Here is a 25,877-nt window from a genome sequence, read left to right on the forward strand (position 1 = left end):
CTTCAGGATTGAAGTTACTCCAGAGATGAAACACAGCAGCCTTTGGTGAATGATAATCTTAAAAGTACAGAATCATGATCCTTTGATTCATAATACTTTGTTCTCTTTTTGGAGGAGTTATAATAAGAATAGCTCTTTATTTCTCCTTTTGTGAACAGTATTTTATTTTTAAAGAACAGGGGTTCCATATTATAGAGAATATTGTTATTAAAATCCTGATCACTGTTGCTAATGTCCAGTTCAATAACTCCCAGATTCGTTTTCACTTTCTGATTAAGAATAAGGTTGTATTTGTAATGAATCAGATCATTTTCTGCTCTCTTTTCAACCAGTTCTAAAATATGTTCAGTTTTTACTTTTTTCCTTTTTTTGATGTCTGCAATTTCAGATTCCAGAGGGATATCACCTTTAAAATAATCAAAATTTCCGGGTTTAATCTCTTTGCTCTCCTCCTTGATCAAGACAGGAAGTACAGGGTTGGTGTCTTTATTTAAATTATAAATAAAACCATTTCTGCTGTTGTTAAAAGATAGGACGGACAAATCGGTATCACTGATGAAATACTGAATATCCTCACTCACTTCATTGCTTGTACCCTGATCTTTGATCTTATCATAGGTAAGCGTATACTTTACCCTTTTGTTGAATTCATACTTAAAAAATGCCTTATCATTTAAAGGCGCCGGTTCATCTGTTTTAGATGTTTCCACGAATGAATCACTATCCTGAGCATAAGCTGAGGCAGGTAGAAGAAATGAAACAAAAATAACAGCGGGTGCTGTTATTTTCTTTAATGAGTGTATCATCTTTTATCCGTGAAGTTTTTTCCAGATTGCATCTTTCAGTTCTACAAGGCCTTCTCCAGTAACACCGGAGAAAAATAGTGGCTTTTTGTTTTCCGGGAATTCAGCAGAGATTTCTTTTTTCAGTTCATCATCCAAAAGATCGGCTTTTGAAATAGAAACGATGAAATCTTTATCCAAAAGTTCAGGATTGTATTCCGTTAATTCATTTTCCAGAATTTTAAACTCCTGAAAATGACTTTCAGAATCAGCTGGAATTAAGAATAAAAGGATAGAATTTCTTTCAATATGTCTTAAGAATCTGTGTCCTAAACCTTTTCCTTCAGCAGCACCTTCAATGATTCCCGGAATATCAGCCATTACAAATGATTTGTAATTTCTGTAATCCACAATCCCAAGATTGGGAGTCAGTGTGGTAAATGCGTAATTGGCGATCTTAGGTTTTGCTGCAGATACAGAGGCAAGAAGGGTAGATTTTCCGGCATTTGGAAAACCAACCAAACCTACATCGGCTAAAATTTTAAGCTCGAAAACCACAAAGCCTTCCTCACCATCCATTCCTGGCTGTGCATATCTTGGTGTCTGATTGGTAGAAGATTTGAAATGTTCATTTCCTTTTCCCCCTTTTCCTCCAAGCATCAAAGTAATTTCCTGCTTGTCTTCAAGAATTTCGCCGATAATTTCTCCTTCTTCATTTTTAGCGATCGTCCCGATAGGAACATCGATATAAATGTCAGCACCGTCAGCACCGGTCAGCTGGCTTTTCGCTCCGTTTTCACCACGGTCTGCTTTTATGTGACGGGTGTATCGAAGTGGAAGTAAAGTCCATTCCTGAGCATTCCCTCTCATGATGACGTGTCCGCCACGACCTCCGTCGCCTCCATCCGGACCACCTTTAGGAATATATTTTTCACGGCGAAGGTGGGCAGAACCAGCACCTCCGTGTCCGCTTTTACAATGGATCTTTACGTAATCTACAAAGTTAGACATATAGTTTGTGTTGCGGGTTGCGGGTTACGGGATTGGAAGAATTCAAATCCCGTAACCTATATCCCGATTATTTAATTTTTTCGACTTCAGCGAAAAGTTTTTGGGAAATCTCATCAATTTCTCCTACGCCGTTTACTTCAACATATTTTCCCTGTTGCTTGTAAAGTTCAGCTACTTCTGCTGTTTTAGTATAATATTCTTTAATTCTGTTTTCAATGATCTCCACATTGCTGTCATCAGATCTTCCGCTGGTTTCACCTCTTTTCAGAAGTCTTTCCACTAAAGTTTTATCTTCAACCACTAAGGATAGGCAGATATCAATTTTGTCGTTCAGTTCCTCATCTACGATTTTTTCCAAAGCCTCTGTCTGAGCAGTCGTTCTTGGGTAGCCATCAAAGATAAATCCGTTGGTATCGGTTGGCTTTCTAAGCTCCTCGATCAGCATATCCGTCGTTACCTGATCAGGAACCAATTCTCCCTTATCGATGTAAGATTTAGCCAGTTTTCCAAGCTCAGTATCATTTTTCATGTTGTATCTGAAAAGGTCACCTGTTGAAATCTGTTTTAAATTGAATTTTTCGATCAGGTTTTGAGCTTGTGTTCCTTTTCCACTTCCTGGAGGGCCGAACAGAACAATGTTTATCATAATGTTGATTCGCTTGCAGCTTTCAGCAATAAGCTTTCAGCCTTTAGCTTTTTTAGTTAATATTTACTTTATTTCGATTTAATATTTAAAGCTAATGGCTAATAGCCAAAAGCTAGTAGCAATAATTAATGGTTGATCTGTCCCTCTTCCAACTGATACAGATTCGCAAGGTTTCTTCCTAATTCATCATAATCAAGTCCGTAACCAAGGACAAATTTATTTGGAATCTCTTTTCCGATATAATCCAGCTTGAAATCTTTCTTGTATACATCAGGCTTTAATAAGAAAGAAGCCAGTTTTACAGATTTCGGACGCTGGGTTTCTGTGAAATATTTGAATAAGCTTTCAACGGTATTTCCAGTATCTACAATATCTTCAACAAGAATAATGTGACGGTCTTTCACATCTTTCGTTAGTTCCATTTTCTGGTAAACGATTCCTGTAGATTCAGTTCCTGCGTAAGAGCTCATTTGGATGAAAGCAATTTCGCATTCGCCCGGATAGTATTTTAAAAGATCTGAGAAGAACATGATCACTCCGTTCAGAACCCCGATGAAAACAGGAACTTCATCCTTGTAATCTTCATAAATCTTTAAAGCTGTTTCTTTTACAATTTCCTGAATCTCGGCTTCCTTCAGATAAGGAACGAAAGTTTTATCGTGAACTTTAATGCTTTCCATAAAAAATTTTAGTAGTCGGCAAAGTTACGTTTTTTTGATTAAAATCTTTTCTACTTTTATTGCGGATTTCATAATGACTCATTTAAGCAGGATGTACTGGAAATAATGCGGTTCAAAAATCTGTAATTCTATTCAATTATCCCATTAAATCTAAGATTTATAATTTTTGCAGAGAACGGAATTTTGGTCCGGTGGATTGCAGGCTCCTTAGAAGTATTGGAAAAATCCATATGTTTTTTATCAGGAAAATGTAATATTTGGAAATTTCCTATCTTTGTACTTCCAAAACCCAATGATAAAACATGTAGGATTTAATTTCTTTCCGATTTTACGAAACAGTAACCATGTGTTGCTGATGTTTAACTATTACAAAGAAAGAAATTATGATTGTACTACAAAGTATATCCTACGGTTTTCCGGGAGGAGACCTCCTGTTTAATTCTATCCATTTATCAATACAGCCTCATACAAAATCTGCACTAGCCGGAAGCAATGGTGTAGGGAAATCTACGCTTCTGAAGATCATTGCCGGGGAAATTCAACCATTAGAAGGAAACGTAACAGTCAACGGTGATCTGTATTATGTTCCGCAGATGTTCGGGAATTTTGATCATCTTACCATTGGAGAATGTCTTAGGATTGACAAAAAACTGAATGCTCTTCACAAGATTACCAATGGTGAGGTAGACGATGAATACTTTGAAACTTTAAATGACGACTGGGATAGTGAGGAACGATGCCAGAATGCCTTACAATACTGGAAACTCGCAGATTTAAATTTAAATCAAAAACTTGAAAGTGTTTAAGTGGCGGACAAAAAACAAAAGTTTTCCTGGCTGGAATTCACATTAATCAGCCTGATGTTATTGTACTCGATGAACCCATGAATCATCTTGATCTGGAAGGTAGAAAACTCCTGTATGATTTTATTAAACAAACAAATTCAACCGTGGTTATTGTCAGTCACGACAGAACTTTACTGAATCTTGTTGATGTTATATTTGAATTAAGCAATCAGGGGATTTCAGCTTATGGCGGAAATTATGACTTGTATGCTGAACAGAAAGAAATAGAGCAGGATGCCTTGAACAATGACATTCATTCTAAAGAACGTGCTCTGAAAAAAGCAAAAGAAAAAGAACGCGAAACGTTGGAAAGAAAGCAAAAACTGGATGCAAGAGGAAGACAGAAGCAGGAAAAGTCCGGTGTTGCAAGAATCATGATGAATACGTTGCGTAATAATGCTGAAAAAAACACTTCCAAATTAAAAGATATTCATGCTGAAAAGATCAATGATCTCTCGGGAGACTTGAGGAGTTTACGTTCGTCATTGAAAAATTCTGATCAGATGAAAGTAAATTTTAATTCTTCTGATCTGCATTCCGGAAAACTTTTGATTGCTGCAGATGAAGTTAATTTTAAATATGATGAAAAATTATTGTGGAAAGACAATCTCAATTTTGACATCAGAAGCGGTGAAAGGACTTTGATCAAAGGATCCAATGGTTCCGGGAAAACAACTTTGATACAACTTTTGTTGGAAAATCTGAAGCCATTTGTTGGAACCATTTCAAAATCAGAATTTAATACCATTTATGTAGATCAGGAATATTCTTTGATTGGTCAGGACGTGACTGTTTATGATTTTGTCCAGCAATTTAATGACAGTGCAATGCAGGAGTCTGAAGTGAAGACTTTACTCTTCAGATTTTTGTTCAGACAAGAAACCTGGACTAAAAAATGTGGGGTATTGAGTGGAGGAGAACGGTTGAGGCTGCTCTTATGCGGGCTTTCAATCAGCAATAAATCTCCGGATATGATTATTCTGGATGAACCAACGAACAATTTAGACTTGCAGAACGTAGAGATTCTCACCAATTCTATCAAAAATTATCGGGGAACCTTGCTGGTGATTTCCCATGATGAGACCTTTCTTGAAGAGATCGGCGTGGAGAGGGAGATTGTTTTGGGTTAAATAATGTTCTGTTGATGTTTTTATGCTCCCGCAGATTTCACGGATTTCGCTGATGCTTGTGTTATATTAGTTACTGATGGGTCTAAAAGATTTTTCTGTTGGTTTGTAGCAAAGGTAAAAGAGGTTTACAATTGTATCAAAGATAAAATCCTGGCGTCTTTGCGGTGACCAATAGATACAGATAACACAGATTTTAGTTTTATAAATGCTTTGCAATCCATTGAAATATGTCATTGAAAACATCTTTCCTGATTTCCTCATTCAATATTTCGTGGCGCATTTCGGGATAAATTTTAATGTTGATATCTTTAAAACCATCCTGTTTTAAATAATCAACAGTTTGTATCACTCCTTTGCTGAAATCTCCTATCGGGTCGCTCTGTCCGCTGACAAATAGAAGAGGGAAGGATTTGGGAATAGAAGCGGCCCAGTTTATTGCCGTAGCTTTTTTGTAAACACTGAACAAGGTATAAAATGCATTATTCGTAAAAGGAATCCCGCAGAGTTCATCTTCAGTAAAAGCTTTTCTGTTGGCCGGATTTATGCTGAGCCAGCTTGTGTCGCTGAAGTCTTTATCTTTCTTAAAAGGTTTATTATTGACCGTATTAAAAAGAGTATTGAGATACGTAAGATAATGCGGCGCTATTTTGTTGGCTAACGAGAGATAACCATTGATCAGACTGATACCCGCCAAAGGACCTCCGGTTCCTGTAATAATGGCTCCATTCAATTTGCCGCTAGCTCTTTGAAGAAGACACCGGGTAACGAATGATCCCATGGAATGTCCAAGAACAAAGTGAGGAACATCCGGATATTGTTGTATAAGATAATCACCCATCACTTCAGCATCTGAAATAAGCTTTTCATCCGGTTGATCCAGTTGGAAAAATCCGATATCTTTTTTATCCTTCACCGATTTTCCATGTCCCAGATGGTCATAGGTGAGTACAGCGAATCCGCGGTCTGCAAAATAACCTGCTATTTCAGTATATCTTCCGCTGTGTTCCTGCATGCCATGGATGATGAGCAAAGTAGCTTTTACGGGAACTTCGTCAGGAGTGAACAGGGTGTGAAAGAGCTTTACTTCGCTTGAGGGAGATGGGGAGAGATAGAATGATTTTTGTGATGATCTCATGGTGTGGAGGAGCTTTGATTATTTCTGAGAATATCAAAGATACAGAATAAATCAAATTCATTAGAGATGATCAGAGACTTTTCATGAGTCAGAATATTTTTTATGAAGAGTATTCAACAATTCGTTCTTATCAAAATCGTCAACAAAGCCAGATTTTTCACCTTTTTTTAATTCGTTGACTAATTTTGTCTTCTTAGATTCTTCATATTCAAACAGTCTTAACGCATTTTTTATAACTTCACTTGCTGAAGTGTACTTTCCTGATTTTATCTGCTCAGCAATGAAATTATCAAAATAATCTCCCAATAATATTGAAGTGTTTTTTGCCATCATTTTAATTTTAGTCAAACATATCAATTTTTGGTATTGTTTAAAAAATGAGTTTTCTTACTAAGAAAGACTAAAATTGGTTCCAGAATTTTTCACTTTGTTCTCCCCAGCCCAAGTCATCATTATGAGATGACCAATCCGTCTCATTTCTATATCTTCTCTCTTCTTCTTCTCTCTTATATTGTTCTCTAATTTCTTCCAATTCTATTTTTATTTGCTCATCTTCAAGTCTTTTCTTTGTCTCTAGATCAATAAGCATAGGTTGTAATAAAGGATTAAGCCAATCTTTGTAAGAGTATTTTTGAAGAATTTTAACAGTTTCAGTCTCATGTAAATTATCAAGTTTAATATCAAATATTACGAAACTTTTGTTATATTCATTGGTATCTTGAATCTTTCGATCTAAAATTTCTATTGTAGAAATTCCAATGTTAAAATTTGAATTTAACATTATTGCATCTTTGATAAAACTTTCATAGATATAAAAATTATCTAAATATCTTATACACCAAGATATGTAATTAGGGTTCTCAATAATTATTTGCGAAATTTTTTTGTCTTTGTATTTTCCAAAATGAAAATTGTCTGTTATTGAATTGATTCTCATATTTATATAGCTTTTATAAGCTAAATTAGTAATTATAATTTTACCAAAAGCTATTAAATGAACCTTAGATAAGTTTTTGATAAATTTCCACCCCATCCAAAAATAAAATCTCCTCATAATTTGCCCACCCTATTTTTAAAAAGTAATTTTGCATGAATCTAAAATAAAAGTAAAATATGTCAACTTACGTAGTTGTAGGTCTTCAGTATGGAGATGAAGGTAAAGGAAAAATCACGGATGTTTTATCAGCTAAATCGGATTATGTTGTTCGTTTCCAGGGAGGAGACAACGCGGGTCATACGGTTTATGTAGGTGAAGAGAAATTTGTTTTGCACCTTCTCCCTTCAGGAGTTCTACAGTGCAAAGGGAAGTGTATCATTGCGAACGGAGTAGTGGTAAACCCAAAATCTTTCATTAAAGAGGTTGGCCAGATTGAGAGCAAAGGCTTGAAAACTGACCACATTTTTATCAGCAGAAGAGCGCATGTCATCATGCCTTACCACATTCTTTTGGATACTTACCGTGAAGAAGAACACGGAGGAACGCAAATCGGAACGACTAAAAAAGGAATCGGACCTTGCTATGAAGATAAAATTTCAAGAGTAGGGATCAGAATGATCGACCTTTTAAATCCTGAAATTTTAAGAGACAAAATTGAGAAAAACTTAAAAATTAAAAACTCTCTTTTCGAAAAATATTACGGAAAACCAACTTTAGACGTTGAAGAAATTTACAACGAATTTTTAGAGCTTGGAAAACAGCTTCAGGACAGAATCGTTGATACAGAAGTTGAATTGAACGAAGCCATCAGAGACGGTAAAAATGTTCTTTTTGAAGGCGCTCAGGCATTAATGCTTGACATCGACTTCGGAACTTATCCGTACGTAACTTCATCTTCTCCATCTACAGGAGGTGTTTGTACAGGAGCGGGAGTTCCGCCTACATCCCTTCAAAACCTTATCGGTGTTGCCAAAGCGTACTGTACAAGAGTAGGAAACGGACCTTTCCCTTCTGAATTAGACAATGAATTAGGAGAAAAGATCAGACAGATCGGAGGTGAATTCGGTGCTACAACAGGAAGACCAAGAAGAACAGGTTGGTTAGACCTTGTTTCTCTAAAGCATGCTTGTATGATCAATGGGATCAATAACCTTGTGATTACTAAATTAGACGTTCTTACAGGAATCGAAAACTTAAAGATCGTAACTCATTATAAAACGGAAGACGGAAAAATCATCGATTATTTCACTTCTTCAACTGAGAAATTATACAATTACGAACCCATCTACCAGGATCTGCCAGGTTGGAAAGAAGATCTTACCAAAGTAAGAAGCTACGACGAACTTCCTGACAATGCTCAGAAATATATCGAGTTCATCGAGAAATATCTTGGAATCAATGTATACTTAGTTTCTGTTGGCCCTGAAAGAAGCCAGAACATCATCAGAAAAGAATTATTCTAAATTCAGAATAAAATAAAAAATAGAAAAGAGACTGTCACATGACGGTCTCTTTTTTTATAAACATCCGGCTGCTTCATCACCGGCATAGCCGTATTCTTTGCTTTCCTCAAATTTGCCGCATCATATTAAATCTTTGCGCTAAAAAAAATGAATAGAGCTGGCTTCAATCTTATCCCTCTGTCACTACAGCATCCCGGTTTCCATCCTCTTCTTTTCCTTCCTGTATCATTTCTTCTGCTTCAGCTTTTTCTTCAACGGTGGCTTCTTCTACCTTTTCTTCTTGTTCGTCATTATGATGATCAATGAAAAACTCACAGTATACAGGAAGATGGTCTGATCCAAAATTTTCCAGGGTTTTAAGCTCTTTAATGAAAATATCTTCACTGTGGAACATTAAATCAATCGGAAATCTTAGCAGAAGGTACTTAGCGTGAAATGTAGATACAAACGAACGTCCGATTCTGGGATCGATCAGATGACTTGTTTTTCTAAATAATATAGAGGATTTGGACCATGCGACATTATTGAAATCTCCCACAACAATCACAGGTTCTTTGATATCTTTGGCGCGTTTTGCCGCGCTTAGCAAGTCACCGTCTCTTTCTTTTGAAGTTTCCTCTTCCGTAGGACTTGGCGGCGGCGGATGTACTCCAAAGAATACGAAAGAAAAGCCATCTTTGGTCTTTAAATGAACCTCAATGCTTGGAATATCATCAGCAACGAAATAATGCGTCTGTGCACTTTTGATCTCAAGTTGAGAATAGAAATGCATTCCATACGTATTTTCAAGCGTCACTTTGTGATTGAACAGATAGTCTTTTTCAAGCACTTTCATCGCTTGTTCCCAGTCTCCGTTGCTTTCCATGGTAAGAAACACTTCAGGTTTGTGTTTGTTGATCAGTTCAATAAATCGGTCATATTCTTTATTAAACTGGTAGACATTAGCGGAAATAAAATGAAGCTTTTGGGAAGACTGATGTTGTTGTCTGTATTTTTTCACCGGGTAAAGAGGAGTATATTTTACCAATGTGACACCGTGATGAACGAACAGCAGAAGCAAGAGGCCCTGTCCATACCAGAAATGCTGGGGATGATCAAGAAAAAGCCCTGCAATAAAGGTAATAACAACTACATAAGTAATCTGGATTTTGCCGAATTCCGGAACCCGAAATATCCAATGAGAGTTTTGAATCTTGGGTAGTATCGTCAACAGTATCAGCAATGCAATCAAAAACAAATAAATTCCCCACATAATTTCAAATAAATGGATAAAATTAATCTATTTTTAAATAATGAAGCGCAATTCATTTTTTAAACTTTGTTAATTTTAATTGTTGACTATATTTTTCCTATTTTTATGGAATCAGATTAATTGATATCCATATGAATAAACTTGCCGCCGCCGCTTTACTGTTCTGTACGTTCTGTTTCGGACAGCAGAATCAGGACATTGAAAAACCGATTCGTAACCTATTTCTGGGCATGAAAAATGCCGATTCTGAACTGATGAAATCTGCTTTTGCAGAGAACGCTATTTTACAGAGCATTGCCAAAGACGGAACGGTAAAAAATGAAAACGTTCAGGAATTTATTGCTTCTGTCTCTAAATTTTCAAAAGATGATCTGGAGGAAAAGATCATCGTTGACGCCGTTCATTCAGATGGAGGGTTGGCCAGTGTATTTACGCCTTATTCTTTCTACTTTAAAGGAAAGTTTTCACATTGTGGAGCGAACAGCTTTCAATTGGTGAAACAACAGGATGAATGGAAAATTCAGTACATCATCGATACCAGGAGGAAAGAGAACTGCAGAGAAATAAAATAAATTTAATTTTAAATTATATTTTTACCAGCTATGCCCATTAGCTTTGGATATTGACAAGAAATATTTACATATACAATGAAGATTCATCACATTGCCATCATATGTTCAGATTATGAAGTTTCAAAGAAATTTTATACTGAAGTGATAGGCCTGAATATTATCCGCGAAGTGTACCGTGAAGAAAGAAAATCATACAAACTTGATCTGGCCATCGGAGACCATTATGTTATTGAGCTTTTTTCATTCCCTGATCCGCCGGAAAGACCTTCGCGCCCGGAATCATGTGGTTTAAGACATTTGGCGTTCTCTGTTGAGAATGTTAGCGTTAAAAGGGAAGACCTTATAGCAAAAGGCCTTATCTGTGAAGACATCCGCATAGATGAATACACTGGAAAAGAGTTTTTCTTTACCCAGGATCCGGATCAGCTGCCGCTGGAGTTTTATGAAATGTAAAATTAGTGAGCGTATCCTGTAAAAAAGCTGATCGCCATAATAACAAGAACTATTGAAGAAATGACTACATACACGTAGTCTTTTTCTTTTAAATACCCGATCAGTGCGAAAATAATTCTTACCAGAGGAGTGAAAATTAACAGCAGAATTCCCAGCTGGATAATCGCCATTCCTTCTCCTTTGCATAAAGAACTCCAGAACATTCCCCATACTTTTTCAGAAGAGGTACCCATATTAAGGGACGAATATTTTTTAGGCATCTCAAAGCCTTCCACGAAAAGTTTGATAAAACCAATCAATGATGTTATTACAGATAAAATTACGCCTAGTCTCAAAAGATTTCCTACCGAACGGTTCAGATCTACATCTGTAAAATTCTTTCTCATTATCTGAAGCTTTTATTGATACCGTTATACATCATGTAGACTGATAAAATAGTGATCACGATCGCAAAGAATACTTTTAATTTCTTTGTTTTCGATACCATCAGTGTTTTTGATCCGATGAAACTTCCTACTACCACACCAATCAATACCGGAGCTACAATCACAGGAATGATCTCACCTCTCTGGAAATAGATCAGGGCACTTGCTACTGCTGTGACACCAATCATAAAGTTACTCGTAGTCGTAGAAACCTTAAAGGGCAGTTTCATCATATTGTCCATTGCCAATACTTTAAGCGCACCGGATCCTATTCCTAAAAGTCCGGACATGGCACCTGCAAACATCATCATTAAAAATCCCGGAACTGTATTTCTAGCCGAATAGCTTTTTAAAACGCCTTTGTCAGGAAAAGTTCCGTACAGCTTCAGTTTTTCTTCAAGACTTCCCTTGATGATCGGTTCCTGATGGTCAGGTTTTCCTTTAAGATTGAGAATAACAGTCAATAGAAGAATGCTGGCAAAGATGATCCCGATGGTATTGGGATTAAGCATTCCGGAAAGCAAAGCTCCCATGATAGCCCCTGCCGTAGTACCGATCTCCAGGAACATTCCTATCCGCATATTGGTAAAGCCCTCTTTTACGAAAGCTACCGCAGCACCGGAAGAAGTTCCGATCACAGAAATTAAAGAAGCACCGATTGCATAATGCATAGGAACGCCGAAACCCAGCGTCAATAAAGGAATAATGATAACTCCTCCTCCCAAACCCGTAAGTGAACCTAAAAGACCGGCTGAAACCGCACCGAGGAACAGAATAATGATTTCTGACATGCTACAAATATAAAACTATTGCCTTATTCTGCCAAACGTTTAAAAAAGATAAATTTGACGTATTTTTGCAGGCATGAAAAGTGAAATGAAATTATTTTATATCATTCTCGGTGCAACACCCAAGGGCAGGAATATCGAGCAGCATGACGTTTTTTTCGGGATCGCAGAAAATCTTAAAGATCTCGTTCCTGATATGAAGGATTTCTGGAAAGAAGCCGAAGGAAAGATCCATTTAGACTGCCATCAGGAAGTGAAATTTGCAGACGGATATGAGGTGAAAATCGTTGAAAAAACAGATCATACCTCTGAAGATCAACTGTATTTCCTTAACTTAGGGGGATACAAGAAAGGCTTTTTTGAAGAATTTCACGAACAGCATCTGATGGTAGGGAAATCGATGGGGGAGATCATCAAAAGAGCAAAAGCTACAGAGTTTTATGCAACGATGGGGTTTGAAGGCGCCGTAAGCCATGTAGATGATAAACATGGTGTCGATATTGATGATATTTTCAATGTGAATGATATCCTGCCGGAAAAAATGAAGGAAAAATATTCCATCGTCCTGACAAAATCTGATGCGGAAGATCAGAAAAACCCAATGGGGCTGGGATATTTAAAGATCGATAAAATTCAATAAGACTTTCCATAAAAAATCTAATAGAAAAAATAAAAGTAAGAATGAAAATAGGAATTTTAGGAGGCGGACAGCTAGGAAGGATGCTGATACAAAGCGCACTGAAATACGACGACCAATTTTATACGCTGGATCCGGCTTCTGATGCACCGTGCAACAAGATCTCTCATTTTACACAGGGAAATTTCAACGACTATGAAACCGTCCTGAACTTTGGGAAAGATAAGGATGTGGTGACCATCGAAATAGAGCATGTGAATGCTGATGCTTTGGCCGAGCTTGAAAAACAAGGCATAAAAGTAGTTCCCAATGCCGCTATTATCAAAACGATCCAACAAAAAATCCTTCAGAAAGAATTCTATAAAACCTACGATATTCCAAGCCCTGAATTTCAGGTGGTATGGAACAGTGATGAAAAGATCATGATGCCGTTACCGTTTGTACAGAAAATGAATACGGGAGGGTATGACGGAAAAGGCGTTCAGGTGATCAAAACAGAAGAGGATTACCAACACTTATGGAAAGAGGCTTCAGTCATCGAAAGCCTTGTGGATATCGACAAAGAACTTTCCGTCATCGTTGCCAGAAATGAAAACGGTGAAACAAATATCTTTCCAGTGACAGAAATGGTTGCAGATCCAAAACTCAATCTTTTGGACTTCAATGTTTGTCCCGTTCTTCTTACTGAAGATACTCAACGACAAATTGACTTAATTACAGAGAAATTTCTGAATGCTGTAAATTCTCCAGGACTTTTTGCTATTGAATTATTTTTGGATAAAGAAGGAAAAATATGGGTGAATGAAACCGCTCCAAGATTACACAATTCGGGTCACCAGAGCCAGGAAGGGAATACCAATTCACAGTTTGAGCAAATGTATCGTGTAGTAAAAAATCTACCGTTAGCCGATACAGATGCAATTACCTATAGTGGAATGCTGAATTTAGTAGGTGCAGAAGGATATGCCGGAAAAGTACTATATGAGGGAATGGAAGAGGTGCTTAAATTACCTGAAACCTACATCCATTTATACGGAAAAACGGAAACCAAGCCCGGAAGAAAAATGGGACACATCAATGTATTGGCTGATTCCCGAGAAGAACTTATGGAGAAATTGGTGAAGGTGAAAAGTATGGTGAGAGTGATCGCTGAATAAGACTTATACTTAAAATAAAGATAAAGGAGCTGTAATGATGATTGCAGCTCTTTTTTATGTGATTTTCTCAATGTTATCTATCCATCTGCTTCATGTGAATCAACTTGTTGATTCTGTTCTTGGCTTTCCTCAAATCTATAGTATGATCTTAAATTAAAGCTTTGCGCGAAAAAACTTTAGTAGATTAGTGGTTTGAGCAGGCTTTTCTGAATGCTGTGAAGCTTGAATTTACTCTATTTTATCCACGTTCTACTTTTGAATTTTAGGAAAATCAATGCTCCATTTCTTTTCATTGGAATTCCAGATCAAAAAAGGGCCATCAAATTCATCAAGATAAACTAATTCATAAGAGCCATTGCCGTTTTTTCTATAGTCAGGTTGTGCTCCAAGATCTTCTTTTTTGAAACCTAATTTTTCGAGTGTTTCCCAATCATTATTTTCCGGAAGGTGATGATGGGTCTTTTTATAAATTTCAATATTTTGGATAAGACTGTTTCCGTATTTTATATCAGAACGTCTTGTGATGTTTATCGGAAGGTTCCAGTAGATTGTGAGGGATACAATGATTACAAGAAGGATGGAAATTATTACTATCGCAGCTTTTTTCATAACACTCAACTTTATTACTTAATATCTTTCTCCTCCACCTTTTCAAAAACCTTCTTGTCCTCATTCCACACAAAAGCATGGTAATAAACACTCTCGTCTTCAGGAGATTCTTTACAGATACTGGCTATAAAAAGCCTGCTGTTAAGGTTAAAGATAGCCCGGTCTTCCGCAAACATACAGGAAGTTTCCTCACCCAAAGGAAGTCCGTAAATTTTTCCATCGCGAACATCCATCATTGATCCCATAATACAGCTTGCTCCACATCCGAAAATCACAGTGATGTAGTAGCGGGCAAAATCTGGGGTGCCAGATGCATACGCTTCTTTAATTCTTGTCCTGAAGTTATAAGCGCCTTCATCGCTTGAGAAATCCAGTTTTGCTTTTTTGATGAACTTATAATTCGAAGATGGGAATTTGTTGAAGGCAAGATCGTAAGAGATAGCTTCAGGTTCTGCACCCGGTTCTTCAGTTTTTATATTTTCAGGTTCCTTTATAACGGCTGTATCTGTTTTTATTTCTTCCGGAGGTGCTGCTGCGACAGTGTCGGCCAGTGCGGGTTGTGAAACTTCAGTTTTGACTGCTTCTTTTTTTTCTTTGCATGAAAACAGAACGGCCACCATCATGGATATTAACAATAGATTGACTTTCATTTATTCTCAGTGATTTATAGTTTTAAAAGTTTTTAAATTAATACTTATTATTTAAAAATCTTCTGGATTACATTTCCAATCTCCATAAAATCACCATGATTTCCTACAGAACGTATCTCCGGACTATTCTCGTCAAATTCCGAGAACGGGAAGATCAGAAGGTAATTGTTATCACGTAAATACCTGTTCAGTAATTCAGGAATAAGCCTCATGCGCGGAATGTAAGATTGCATGCCGCGTTTAGCCATCAGGACGATCAATGCTTCGTTTTCCTTCAATTTTGCCGCGGTTTTTTCACCATCCTGCCAGGTACTCATAATGATGAATTCGGCTTCTATATTGGCTTTTTTTACGATTTTCTGAAGAATATCAAGAATGTTTTCGGGAGCATAAAAAACGACGTTTGCCCCGGAATTTCTGGCCACATTCCATACCCTCAGAAGGGCGTGGAAGAATCCGGCTTCCTTATGCGCATTCTCCGGGATCATCACTGCATATTTTTTTATCGTGGAAAGAGGCTGTGCAGCGTGATAGACCAGCACATTCACATCGTCATTCTGAAGATAACCGTTGTACAGATTATACACAAAAGAAGGGGAGAAGCCTTTCTCATCTTCCAGTCCGATGATCAGGTCAGTAATCTTCTGTTCCTTGATTACATTTTTAACCCCGTTGATCACATCGTTATCATATCTTTTAAGCGTTTGCATCTTAACGTCAGCAGCGGAAGCAGCATCTGCAGCCTGGTGAAGAAGCTTTTCAGCATTTTTCACCGATGATTCATTTTTATCTTCATTAATCACATTTAAAGCAAACAGATTCTCCGTATTCGAATGGGCTTTGATCAGGATTCCCAAATTCACCATTCTTTCTACCGTTTCTTCGTGGTTGATGGCCAACAGGATGTTTTCCTCTTCATGGCTGTTGCCGGAAACCGTATCTTCATTGTCGCTTTCTGCAATCTTTTGAGCACTTGCCATTGAGATGAATGAGGAGATGGTACAGGAAATAAGGATCAGAAGAATACTTCCGTTCAGGACGTGCTCATTCAGTAATCTTACCGGTTCGCCGGTTTCTGTTTCAGAAAGGATGATGTTATACCCAACCATAACGGAGGCTAATGTTGCTGCTGCAGAAGCAGAACTCAGTCCGAAAATCAGTTTCCCTTCCTCTTTGGAAAGCCTGAATGTCTTTTGGGTCATCACCGCTGAAATATATTTTCCTCCGATGGATGCCACAAGCATAATTCCTGCCACCTCAAGTGTTTCCCAGCTTTTAAAGAACACCTTAAAATCGATCAGCATTCCCACACTGATCAGGAAGAACGGAATGAAGATAGCATTTCCTACAAATTCTACACGGTTCATCAGTGATGAGGTGTGAGGAATTAACCTATTTAACGCTAATCCGGCGAAAAAAGCCCCGATAATGGCTTCTACTCCGGCAAGTTCAGCAAGCATGGCTGCCAGATAGATCATCACAAGCACAAAAATATATTGTGAAATTTTATCATCCACCTTTTTGAAAAACCACCGTCCGATAATGGGAAATATGATCAGAACAATAAGTGCAAATACAATAAATGAAACAGAAAGTTTAACCCAAAATTCGGTCCCTACATCTCCCTGTGACATTCCTACAATCACGGCAAGCACCAAAAGTGCCAGAATATCTGTGATCATTGTTCCGCCAACGGTAATATTTACGGCTTTATTTTTTGCAATTCCCAGTTTACTCACCAGCGGATAAGCGATCAGCGTATGGGAAGAAAAAAGACTGGCAAAAAGGATTGATGTCAGTATAGAAAAATGAAGGAGATAATAAGCTCCGAGATACCCGAGAACAAAAGGAACAATAAAGGTATAGAGCCCGAAAGTAAGACTTTTCCATTTGTTCTTTTTGAAATCTCCCATATCAATCTCTAATCCTGCCAGAAACATGATGTAGAGAAGTCCTGTAGTTCCTGTAACCACAATGCTGCTGTCTCTGGCAAGCACATTGAAACCGTTTGGACCTATTACCGCACCGGCAATGATCAGTCCCAGAAGATGGGGAACTTTAATTTTATTCAGAAGAAGGGGAGCGGCAAGGATGATGACGAGCACCAACAGGAATTTCAATACCGGATCTTCTATAGGAAAACTCAGATTATGTATACTCAGTAAAATCATGGGTGTTTTATTTGGTGGAACGTACTAATTCAACAGAAAATCTGGCTGTACAGCCGTTATCAGCTATAATGGTTCTTGTTCCTTTCATTTTGTTGTCCGAAATATCATTAAGCAGAACATTCATTTCTACTTTTTTTTGCGAAGTGGAATCTGTCCTGAAATTGAGTTTAATTTCATTATTCTCAAATTTGCCGGAATAAATCCGTACCAGATTATTGTTGTTGATGATTTTTGCAGAAAGATGAATAGAATCACTGTCGAATTCCCAGATATCGGTACGCTGGTCACCTACTGCATAATCACTGCAGTTAGACTCTGTGCAGATCACCTTTCCGTTCCAGGTGCCGGAAATTTCTTCAGGCCACAAGGCTATCCTCACGGAATCTTTTTTTGAAAAAATGCTGTCCCTCATTTTTAACAGAGACTGATATTCGGATTCTTTTTTTGCGAATGTTTTTTCTTTTTCGAGTAATTGTTTTTCTCTTTCTGTAAGGTTTTTTTCTTTTTCCTTATAATCACAGCTGATTAATAGAAAAGAGGCAGCAAAAAGTAAAAAAAAAGTGTTTTTTAGCATATTGTTGATGTTGGTCTAAACAATATAAGAAAAAATAAGGAAAATATAAAATCTAACGGTTCATATAGGCTTGGATACAGGGACTTTTACATGCTTATTGACCTCCTGATGTGTGGTGGAGTTAAAATCAGGAAATAAAATCTATTCCCACAGATTCCTCAGATCTATACAGTGTTTTATTAAGCTTAAGTATCTGAAATATTTGTGGTTAAAGTAAACGGTTTTGTATTTTTCGATTTTACTCTTTATTTTCCTTCCACCTTCTGTTTTTTAAACATTTCCGGTTTATAATTAATAATAAAAACACCACAGATAATCATCACAGCCGCGAAGATAAATTTCAGGGAAATTTTTTCGTCCATGATCAGCCAACCTAAAAATATTGCAATAACCGTATTCACATAGGCTAGTATAGAAACCTGTACGGGAGATATTTTAGTTAATGCATAATGGAAGGCGAAAAAGGCAGCAACAGATCCGAAAACAGCCAGATAAATCATGGCTGAAATACTTTTCAGAGACCAGTTGCCCAAGTTGTAATTTTCTGAAAACAGAAAAGCGAAAATAATCTGTACAACGCCAGCAAACAGAAATTGATAAAACAAATTCAGGGTTATATTTCCACTCTGGATATTGAGTTTTTTCGTGAAGATAGTTCCGGAAGCCCATCCTGCGATGGCGCAGAAAAGGAAGATCATTCCCATTCTGTAATCGGGATTAGCAAGATCCTGTAGCCCATCCCAGAAAATAAAAAGAATTCCGCTGAAACAGAGCAAAACCCCAATCAAAGCCCGGAAGCTGAATTTCTGCAAACCAACCGCCAGACTTCCCAGGAATACCAGAATAGGAGAGCAGGCGCTGATCAGTGAAGCCAGGCTGCTGGATACGGTTTCCTCGGCAACGGTTGTCATCCCGTTCGCGACAATCAGCATCAGTGAGGCGAAAATAACCTGATAACCCAGGTTTTTCCAGCCGATCCATTTGAATTCCTTTCTTGCAAGAAGAACCATCAGCATAATGACCGCTGCCAGAAACTGACGGATCCCGGCCACGAACCAGGCAGGAATAGTTTCCACCGCAACACGAATGGCTAAAAATGTAGTTCCCCAGACAATGGCAACAGTGAGAACAGCAAAAAGAAGTTTGTAATCTTTCAAGGTAAATCTATGGTATAACAAACAAATATACCTGTTATGGAATGAATGGAATGGGTACAGTTTCGGTGATTTTTACTGATACAGATTGAGAGGTGAGTATTTAGCTAATAGAAAGCGGGATGTTGGAGGGCAGAAATTTAGATGAGTTATAAAGTGGTATTGCCGTCTGCATGAATAGAAGTAGCCCAACACGTTCAACAGCTATATTCCCTTTGGCAGTAGACCCAGGTTTTCCTGCTTTTTTCCTAATCACATATTTTTTATACTTTTGTTATTCTATGACTTAGATAAGTTAATTTAGAGAAATGATGAATTTATTTATAACAGCAACCCCAAAAACGCATAGTATTGACCTTCTGAAAAGGAAACTAATATCCCTCTATGTTTACTTTTTATTATTGGTCCTGGTGGCATATGCTGTTATATTTTATTTATTTCTTGAGTATAAATATTATTCTTATTTTCTATTAATTTATTGTGTGTTTTTTTTATATAGCTGGTCTATTATGAAAAAATATTACCCAGTAAAAAACATGGTACATCTACACCTTATTACCGGATCATTAGTTGTTTCTATTGTTATGCTTAATTTTTGGAAATATTCTGTTTCCTCCTCTATATGGTTGCTTCCGGTGCCATTTGCTGCTTATGTTTTTTTGGAAAGAAAGTACACCTATATATATTGTGTGTATATTACATTGATTATTTTGTCTGTAAACCTATTATACAAAGATCTTGGATTGGAATTTTTTAAATTCTCGGAAGAGAAATATTTGGTCATTTCAGATTCATTTGTAGTCGTTGCTAACATTATTACATTCATGCTTTTATTATATTGTCATGAGAAAATAAATAAAATGGAGAAGGAAAATAATTTTATAGCTAAAGATGATCAGAGCTTAAATAATTCACTTCATTTAATTAAAGAAAATACTGATGAACAGGTAAATGATATCAGTGAAGATGATATAGTCTTAACCCATGTATCTACTGAACGTTTTGATCTCAAAGAAGTAAGATCAGAATTACAATCTGAAGTAAAAGAGTTTAGCCCAAAAGATGTTGAAAAATATAACCTGTTATTTCAAAAAATCATTGATTATATTGAAACAGAAAAGCCTTATAAAGATGTCAATTTTTCTATTTCAGAATTGGCTTTTGCTATAAAGACTAATAGTTTATATATTTCTACAGCTATTAAACAAAACGGGTATAGCAGCTTTAATCATTTTACAAACTCTTATAGAATCAATAAAGTAAAAAAACTCATTGCAGAAAACGATCTTAATAAGGTAACATTAATGTATATCTATACAGAATGTGGTTTTTCTAACCAGGCTACTTTTAATAGGGTTTTTAAAAAGGTTGAAGGGATTACCCCATCAGAATATATTAACAGATTAAATAGTATGTAACTGTAAACCCAATGCAATTCAAACCCTTTACAATAGAACTGAAATATAAAATGAAGATGATCAATTATTGATCATCTTCATTGAATTCATCATGTAATATGTTTTAGAATCTAATTTAAAGCGCCTTTACTTGTTTTATAATGATATATGCTTTGGCACTGATACACGTTCCTGCAGGACAGGTGGTGACATTCGCGTTGATGCTGTAACTGGGTGCTCCCATCATAATGACAGCCTCGTACATTGTCTTATCCACATTATTTGTAGTTGTCCAGGTGTAGCGACGATGCTCTGGAGCAAGATAATAAACATCAGGATCACCCCAGGCTGAAGTAGGACCAGTAGAAGGTCCTGCTGCATCATAATAAGAACCACTATTTCCATACCAGGTATTTCCAGCAGATAGAATAAAGGCATTTCCAGCTCCGTTATAATCTCCATTTTGCCACTCCGTATGATAATTCCACATGATAGTTTTAGGACCATTGTTTGATCTTATCTCAATATCAGCCGCTCCAAATGTTGAACCTTGCGGTGTTCGGACTCTGATTGAAAACTCCCCATCGGGTGTTGTTAAATACTGTTGATAGTTGGCATAACCTCCGTCTGTATTAAGTTTTAAAGACCCCATTACTGCTATTTCTTTTATATCAGCTTTATCATCTCCTCCCACCGTAGCTGTACAGTTTTGTGCTGATGTAATAAACGGGACGAGGCTGTTGGTGATATTTACACTTGTCGTAGCAGAAGAAGAGACGGTAGGATTTCCGCTTACTGAAAATACCAGTTCCCCATCTCCGTATTCAAGCTTATCTGCTCTTAATATAAAGGTTAATCCATTCACAGTTATCGAACTGCCGGGTTGATATTTTCCACCATTTCCTCCTGTATAAGGTATTTTCAAATATCCATTGTAGGGAACACCAGCAGTATAGTTTGATGGCGATAAGGTTGCTGCACTGCAATTTACCGAAGTAACTCCCGGAGCTACAGCAGTAGAATTATCAATATTCCTCCATTCTGATCCATTCCAAAAATAATATCCTGCCGGTAATGTCACGCCATTATTATAAATAAGTAAGCCAACGGCGTTTACTGCGCTTCCGAGCTGCAAAGTAGTACTCGTAAGATTTATTCTTGGGGCGAGGATTCCCTTATTGGTAGATACAATGTCAAGAATTGAAGATGGATCCGGATTCGATGTGTTTATTCCAACCTGGGCGAAAATGTTGCATGACAAAAACAATGCAAAAAATTGAAATTTAATTTTCATAATTCATGTATTTTTATATTATTACTTTCAGTACGATATAATAGATTATCATTAATAAATCTAGTAACCGTAATGAACAATGCAAAATTATAGGGTTTATTAAAGAAATAACTGAAAAAAAATAAAACAATAAATCATATTATTAACTTTATTTACATTTTTTTCAATAAATTGATAATTAGATAGTTATGTAAGTTGTTTTTTGAAAATAAAATAATAAGTCGTAATATCTTTAAATTAAGATTTAGTAATTGTGAACAGACTATTGAAAATAATTTATCTGATGAAGAAATATTGATGATCTTAAAATACCGACGGGTAAAAATATCAGTAATACATTCGGAATTTATAAAAATTATGTGGGCTGTTATTTTAAAATGATACAGGGAAAATTTTAAATGAATATGCTGAAAATATAAAATAGGTCTTATTGAAAACTGTCTATAATAAGGTTAGCGAGATCGCAGATGATTTTGGGAGTAGAGAGAAAAGCCATCTGAACCGGTTTTTCAAAAAAATGAAAGGAATGACGTTTTCTGCATTAAGGAATGAATAGAGCTGTTATTTTAAAAAAAGACTTTTATTCTTTATCTTTGAAGATCTAATAAAAATTGAAGATGATAGGAATTATTATGGGCAGCCAGAGCGATCTGCCGATCATGGAACAGGCTGCAAATTTTTTGAAAAGCCTCGATATTCCATACGAACTGACGGTAGTTTCGGCGCACAGAACACCGGAAAGAATGTTTGATTATGCGAAAACTGCAAAGGAAAGAGGTCTTAAAGTAATCATTGCAGGAGCCGGTGGAGCAGCCCATCTTCCGGGGATGGTAGCGAGCTGTACCACCTTACCCGTAATTGGAGTTCCAATCCTGTCCAGCAATTCTATTGACGGCTGGGATTCTGTACTGTCTATCCTTCAGATGCCGGGCGGAATTCCCGTAGCAACGGTAGCTTTAAACGGAGCTTTGAATGCAGGGATCCTGGCGGTTAAAATTTTAGGAACCGGAAACCAGAAGATTGCTGAAGATCTTCAGAAATATCAAGATGCTTTGAAAGATAAAGTACTGGGTACGGTGGATGATATCAAAGCAAAACATCCTAATCAGTACGATAAGTAGTATCAATTGTAAATAATTAATTGTGAATTTGCTTTCTTTATGATCATGCATAGCCAAGTGAATTGCTAATTATTATAAAACAGAAACGCTCCAATTTGGAGCGTTTCTGTTTTATTCTTGGATCATATTGTCCCGTGTATTTTTCTGGACGGAGATGGCTCCGAAGAGGGCGAGGAGAAATGCAAATGCATAAAATCCTTTTTCACTCGGAAGTATGGTGGCATTCCAGAGCCCAACTGCTAACAGCACGATGGAAGAAAGGGTGGCAAACCAGCAGATCCCGTAATAGATATCCGTTACCGGGATATTTTCCAGGCGGTCACGAACTGCCTTTTGCAGAGAAACTACAGCAAACAGGCCATAAAGAAGGATGGTAAAGTAATATCCTTTTTCATTCAGCAGCATTTCTGCTCTGGCAAGACCTACGATATAACCGACCATTCCTGCTCCCAATGCTACCCAAGACGCAGCTACGAATGCATTCGATACTCTTTGTTTTTTCATTAATTATATGTTTTGTTTAAGGGGCTAAATATATTCATTTTTTCTAAACTTAATAGGCATAGTCCAAAAATATGGGTAAAATACGGAGAAAGGGGTAATGTAGACTTCACTAGCCCCGATAGCAGCGGTTACCCCACAGCATGGCCGGGCTTTAGCTTTGGAGCGAGGAGTAGGAGCGGATAGCGGGAAATAGCTGCTAAAAACAAAGAAATACTTATTGCATTTAAAAATACGGGCAATAAAAAAATCCCACTATTTTGAATAATGGGATTGTATATAGATTGAAATAAATCTTAGTATCTGTAGTACTCAGGCTTGAATGGCCCTTTTGCATCTACACCGATATATTCAGCTTGTTCCGGAGAAAGAGTTTCCAGTTCAACGCTTAATTTTTTAAGGTGTAAAGCAGCTACTTTTTCATCTAAATGCTTTGGAAGCATATAGACTTCGTTTCCATACGCTGCAGAGTTGTTCCACAATTCGATCTGAGCCAAAGTCTGGTTAGAGAAAGAGTTAGACATTACGAAACTAGGGTGTCCTGTTGCACAACCTAAGTTTACCAGTCTACCTTCCGCAAGGATGATTACTTCTTTACCTTCGATCGTATAGATGTCTACCTGAGGCTTCACTTCAGATTTCGTCTGACCGTAGTTTTTGTTTAACCAAGCCATATCGATTTCATTATCGAAGTGACCGATGTTACAAACGATCGCTTTATCTTTCATTTTAAGGAAATGCTCTCCTCTTACAATGTTGAAGTTACCAGTAGTTGTGATGATGATATCTGCGTTGTCTACAACAGTATCCAATCTTTTTACTTCGTAACCGTCCATTGCAGCCTGAAGCGCACAGATTGGGTCAATTTCAGTAACGGTAACGATAGAACCCGCTCCTCTGAAAGAAGCAGCAGTACCTTTACCTACGTCTCCGTATCCGCAAACTACCACTCTTTTTCCGGCAAGCATAAGGTCTGTAGCTCTTCTTACAGCATCTACTGCAGATTCTTTACATCCGTATTTGTTGTCGAATTTAGATTTAGTCACTGAATCATTTACGTTGATTGCAGGCATTACTAAAGTTCCGTTCTTCATTCTTTCGTACAGTCTGTGTACTCCTGTAGTAGTTTCTTCAGAAAGACCTTTGATGTCTTTTGTGAATTCAGGGTATTTATCGAAAACCATGTTCGTTAAATCTCCACCATCATCCAAAATCATGTTCAATGGTTTTCTGTCTTCACCGAAGAATAAAGTCTGCTCAATACACCAGTCAAAATCCTCTTCGTTTAGGCCTTTCCAAGCATAAACCGGGATTCCTGCAGCAGCAATAGCAGCAGCAGCGTGATCTTGTGTAGAGAAAATATTACAAGAAGACCAAGTAACTTCAGCTCCTAAAGCTACCAGTGTCTCGATAAGCACAGCCGTTTGGATCGTCATGTGAAGACATCCGGCAATTCTTGCTCCTTTTAAGGGTTGAGATGGTCCGTACTCTTCACGGATAGACATCAAACCTGGCATTTCTGCTTCGGCAAGGGTAATTTCTTTTCTTCCCCATTCTGCTAGGGATATGTCCTTCACTTTGTAAGGAACGTATTGTTTTGTAGTACTCATATGTAATGAATAAATTTAAATTCAGTTGATAACGAAATGCAAAATTACAATTAATAATTAAGATAAAAAAACGTTGGGTCAAGTCATAATTTATGAGATTATACATTACTTAAAGTTATTTAGTCTTAATCTAAATAACTACTTTTGTTCAGATAAAATTTTATACTATGAATCATATAAATACCCAGGAAGAAGCTAACAGAAAAGCAAAACCCGTAGCTCCAAAAGTAAAGGAACTGATAGAACGTACGAAAAGCGTGATTTTGGCAACTGTAGATGCAGAAGGAGTTCCGAATTCCAGCTATGCTCCTTTTGTAAAGGTAAATAATACCTTATATATTCTGGTTTCTTTTATGGCCAAACATACAAAAAATCTTGCGGACGGAAGAAAAACTTCTGTAATGTTTATTGAAGATGAATCTGCAACAAAACAAATTTATGCCCGTGAACGTCTGACTATTGAAGCAGAAGCTTCTCAGGTTGAAAGAGATTCTGAGACCTGGAATACCGTGGTAACTCAATTAAAGGAAACCCACGGAAAAGTAGTTGATGTTATTGCTGAAATGCAGGATTTCATCCTTATTGCTTTGCAGCCGGTAAAAGGTTCTTATGTAAACGGATTTGGAAGTGCTTATTTTGTGGACGAAAATCTTGAAATTCTTGAGCATAGAAATGATGTGAATCATCAGTCTAAATAAATAGATAAGAATGGGAGAGGGAAGCGGGGAGATGGAAGTTTATAATGGTTAAGTAAAGAAGAATTCTTTTTTTAATAGATTCTTTGTAATCAAAACTTTAAAGTTATGGGTAAACGAATAGTAACTTCCTTCTTCGTGCTTCCTTCTCCCATCCTCTTTTATCTTCCACATCTTTTTACTACTTT

At 37.0% G+C, this 25,877-nt stretch carries 28 protein-coding genes; 10 read left to right on the plus strand and 18 right to left on the minus strand.

Features of this window, described 5'->3' with window-relative positions; genetic code table 11:
- Positions 1-14: 14 nt before the first annotated feature.
- The 4 genes from HHL23_RS12040 to HHL23_RS12055 form a co-directional block, all read right to left on the minus strand.
- Positions 15-806, minus strand: coding sequence for a hypothetical protein (locus tag HHL23_RS12040; protein ID WP_169235054.1), 792 nt, complete (start codon positions 804-806; stop codon positions 15-17).
- A gap of 3 nt (positions 807-809) precedes the next feature.
- Positions 810-1,793, minus strand: a complete 984-nt coding sequence (gene obgE / locus HHL23_RS12045; RefSeq protein WP_169235055.1) for a GTPase ObgE — start codon at positions 1,791-1,793, stop codon at positions 810-812.
- A gap of 67 nt (positions 1,794-1,860) precedes the next feature.
- Positions 1,861-2,439, minus strand: coding sequence for an adenylate kinase (locus HHL23_RS12050; protein ID WP_169235056.1), 579 nt, complete (start codon positions 2,437-2,439; stop codon positions 1,861-1,863).
- Between the two features lie 125 nt (positions 2,440-2,564).
- The gene (locus HHL23_RS12055) at positions 2,565-3,119 is read right to left on the minus strand and encodes a phosphoribosyltransferase (RefSeq protein WP_073332962.1); all 555 of its coding nucleotides are present in this window, start codon (positions 3,117-3,119) and stop codon (positions 2,565-2,567) included.
- Positions 3,120-3,502: 383 nt separating this feature from the next.
- Between HHL23_RS12055 and HHL23_RS22810 the strand changes: the two genes are divergently transcribed.
- A complete protein-coding gene (locus HHL23_RS22810; RefSeq protein ID WP_317174690.1) occupies positions 3,503-3,925 on the plus strand; it encodes an ATP-binding cassette domain-containing protein in 423 nt (140 codons plus the stop codon).
- A gap of 77 nt (positions 3,926-4,002) precedes the next feature.
- Positions 4,003-5,094 (plus strand): ATP-binding cassette domain-containing protein, encoded by a 1,092-nt coding sequence (locus tag HHL23_RS12060; protein ID WP_317174691.1) that lies wholly within the window; start codon positions 4,003-4,005, stop codon positions 5,092-5,094.
- A gap of 199 nt (positions 5,095-5,293) precedes the next feature.
- Here HHL23_RS12060 and HHL23_RS12065 read toward each other — a convergent pair whose 3' ends face one another.
- The 3 genes from HHL23_RS12065 to HHL23_RS12075 form a co-directional block, all read right to left on the minus strand.
- Complete coding sequence (locus HHL23_RS12065) at positions 5,294-6,229, minus strand: alpha/beta fold hydrolase (RefSeq protein WP_169235057.1); 936 nt, start codon at positions 6,227-6,229, stop codon at positions 5,294-5,296.
- Between the two features lie 81 nt (positions 6,230-6,310).
- On the minus strand, positions 6,311-6,559 hold the full coding sequence (locus HHL23_RS12070; protein WP_169235058.1) for a type II toxin-antitoxin system ParD family antitoxin: 249 nt from the start codon (positions 6,557-6,559) through the stop codon (positions 6,311-6,313).
- Positions 6,560-6,629: 70 nt separating this feature from the next.
- On the minus strand, positions 6,630-7,283 hold the full coding sequence (locus tag HHL23_RS12075; RefSeq protein ID WP_169235059.1) for an exodeoxyribonuclease X C-terminal domain-containing protein: 654 nt from the start codon (positions 7,281-7,283) through the stop codon (positions 6,630-6,632).
- A 59-nt stretch (positions 7,284-7,342) separates the two neighbouring features.
- On the opposite strand from HHL23_RS12075, the gene HHL23_RS12080 reads away from it, so the two are divergent.
- Positions 7,343-8,629 carry an adenylosuccinate synthase gene (locus tag HHL23_RS12080; protein WP_169235060.1) on the plus strand — a complete coding sequence of 429 codons (1,287 nt, stop codon included), beginning with the start codon at positions 7,343-7,345 and terminating at the stop codon, positions 8,627-8,629.
- A gap of 169 nt (positions 8,630-8,798) precedes the next feature.
- Here HHL23_RS12080 and HHL23_RS12085 read toward each other — a convergent pair whose 3' ends face one another.
- Positions 8,799-9,881, minus strand: coding sequence for an endonuclease/exonuclease/phosphatase family protein (locus HHL23_RS12085; protein WP_169235061.1), 1,083 nt, complete (start codon positions 9,879-9,881; stop codon positions 8,799-8,801).
- A gap of 131 nt (positions 9,882-10,012) precedes the next feature.
- Here HHL23_RS12085 and HHL23_RS12090 point away from each other — a divergent pair, with 131 nt between their 5' ends.
- Together HHL23_RS12090 and gloA2 are read left to right on the plus strand one after the other, a co-directional pair.
- Complete coding sequence (locus tag HHL23_RS12090; RefSeq protein ID WP_169235062.1) at positions 10,013-10,453, plus strand: nuclear transport factor 2 family protein; 441 nt, start codon at positions 10,013-10,015, stop codon at positions 10,451-10,453.
- Between the two features lie 75 nt (positions 10,454-10,528).
- Entirely contained in the window at positions 10,529-10,906 is a 378-nt protein-coding gene (gene gloA2 / locus HHL23_RS12095; RefSeq protein WP_169235063.1) for an SMU1112c/YaeR family gloxylase I-like metalloprotein, read from the plus strand.
- A gap of 2 nt (positions 10,907-10,908) precedes the next feature.
- Here the strand turns inward: gloA2 and HHL23_RS12100 are convergent, their stop codons facing one another.
- Both HHL23_RS12100 and HHL23_RS12105 read right to left on the minus strand, forming a co-directional pair.
- Positions 10,909-11,292 carry a DUF1634 domain-containing protein gene (locus tag HHL23_RS12100; protein ID WP_073332946.1) on the minus strand — a complete coding sequence of 128 codons (384 nt, stop codon included), beginning with the start codon at positions 11,290-11,292 and terminating at the stop codon, positions 10,909-10,911.
- The gene (locus HHL23_RS12105; RefSeq protein ID WP_169235064.1) at positions 11,292-12,122 is read right to left on the minus strand and encodes a sulfite exporter TauE/SafE family protein; all 831 of its coding nucleotides are present in this window, start codon (positions 12,120-12,122) and stop codon (positions 11,292-11,294) included. Before HHL23_RS12105 ends, HHL23_RS12100 begins: the two co-directional genes overlap by 1 nt.
- Before the next feature lie 85 nt (positions 12,123-12,207).
- On the opposite strand from HHL23_RS12105, the gene HHL23_RS12110 reads away from it, so the two are divergent.
- Together HHL23_RS12110 and HHL23_RS12115 are read left to right on the plus strand one after the other, a co-directional pair.
- Positions 12,208-12,759, plus strand: coding sequence for a DUF1543 domain-containing protein (locus HHL23_RS12110; protein WP_169235065.1), 552 nt, complete (start codon positions 12,208-12,210; stop codon positions 12,757-12,759).
- 41 nt (positions 12,760-12,800) lie between these two features.
- Positions 12,801-13,913: a 5-(carboxyamino)imidazole ribonucleotide synthase gene (locus HHL23_RS12115; protein ID WP_169235066.1), complete on the plus strand. Its 1,113-nt coding sequence runs from the start codon at positions 12,801-12,803 to the stop codon at positions 13,911-13,913.
- Positions 13,914-14,162: 249 nt separating this feature from the next.
- Here HHL23_RS12115 and HHL23_RS12120 read toward each other — a convergent pair whose 3' ends face one another.
- The 5 genes from HHL23_RS12120 to HHL23_RS12140 all read right to left on the minus strand — a co-directional run bounded on the left by HHL23_RS12120 (position 14,163) and on the right by HHL23_RS12140 (position 19,074).
- Positions 14,163-14,522, minus strand: a complete 360-nt coding sequence (locus tag HHL23_RS12120; protein WP_169235067.1) for a hypothetical protein — start codon at positions 14,520-14,522, stop codon at positions 14,163-14,165.
- A 14-nt stretch (positions 14,523-14,536) separates the two neighbouring features.
- Entirely contained in the window at positions 14,537-15,172 is a 636-nt protein-coding gene (locus HHL23_RS12125) for a hypothetical protein (protein ID WP_169235068.1), read from the minus strand.
- Positions 15,173-15,219: 47 nt separating this feature from the next.
- Positions 15,220-17,343 carry a cation:proton antiporter gene (locus tag HHL23_RS12130; protein WP_169235069.1) on the minus strand — a complete coding sequence of 708 codons (2,124 nt, stop codon included), beginning with the start codon at positions 17,341-17,343 and terminating at the stop codon, positions 15,220-15,222.
- Between the two features lie 7 nt (positions 17,344-17,350).
- On the minus strand, positions 17,351-17,917 hold the full coding sequence (locus HHL23_RS12135) for a hypothetical protein (RefSeq protein WP_169235070.1): 567 nt from the start codon (positions 17,915-17,917) through the stop codon (positions 17,351-17,353).
- A gap of 245 nt (positions 17,918-18,162) precedes the next feature.
- Complete coding sequence (locus tag HHL23_RS12140) at positions 18,163-19,074, minus strand: DMT family transporter (RefSeq protein WP_169235071.1); 912 nt, start codon at positions 19,072-19,074, stop codon at positions 18,163-18,165.
- 506 nt (positions 19,075-19,580) lie between these two features.
- Between HHL23_RS12140 and HHL23_RS12145 the strand changes: the two genes are divergently transcribed.
- Positions 19,581-20,489, plus strand: a complete 909-nt coding sequence (locus tag HHL23_RS12145) for a helix-turn-helix domain-containing protein (protein WP_169235072.1) — start codon at positions 19,581-19,583, stop codon at positions 20,487-20,489.
- Positions 20,490-20,604: 115 nt separating this feature from the next.
- Here HHL23_RS12145 and HHL23_RS12150 read toward each other — a convergent pair whose 3' ends face one another.
- Complete coding sequence (locus HHL23_RS12150; protein ID WP_169235073.1) at positions 20,605-21,762, minus strand: hypothetical protein; 1,158 nt, start codon at positions 21,760-21,762, stop codon at positions 20,605-20,607.
- Between the two features lie 617 nt (positions 21,763-22,379).
- On the opposite strand from HHL23_RS12150, the gene purE reads away from it, so the two are divergent.
- Entirely contained in the window at positions 22,380-22,883 is a 504-nt protein-coding gene (gene purE, locus HHL23_RS12155) for a 5-(carboxyamino)imidazole ribonucleotide mutase (RefSeq protein WP_169235074.1), read from the plus strand.
- A gap of 111 nt (positions 22,884-22,994) precedes the next feature.
- Here the strand turns inward: purE and yiaA are convergent, their stop codons facing one another.
- Positions 22,995-23,387, minus strand: coding sequence for an inner membrane protein YiaA (gene yiaA, locus HHL23_RS12160; RefSeq protein WP_169235075.1), 393 nt, complete (start codon positions 23,385-23,387; stop codon positions 22,995-22,997).
- Between the two features lie 293 nt (positions 23,388-23,680).
- Positions 23,681-24,994, minus strand: coding sequence for an adenosylhomocysteinase (gene ahcY / locus HHL23_RS12165; protein ID WP_169235076.1), 1,314 nt, complete (start codon positions 24,992-24,994; stop codon positions 23,681-23,683).
- Between the two features lie 167 nt (positions 24,995-25,161).
- On the opposite strand from ahcY, the gene HHL23_RS12170 reads away from it, so the two are divergent.
- Positions 25,162-25,692, plus strand: coding sequence for a HugZ family pyridoxamine 5'-phosphate oxidase (locus HHL23_RS12170; RefSeq protein ID WP_169235077.1), 531 nt, complete (start codon positions 25,162-25,164; stop codon positions 25,690-25,692).
- Positions 25,693-25,877: the final 185 nt, after the last annotated feature.

This window comes from Chryseobacterium antibioticum (assembly GCF_012927325.1).
GTDB classification, from domain to species: Bacteria; Bacteroidota; Bacteroidia; order Flavobacteriales; family Weeksellaceae; genus Chryseobacterium; species Chryseobacterium antibioticum.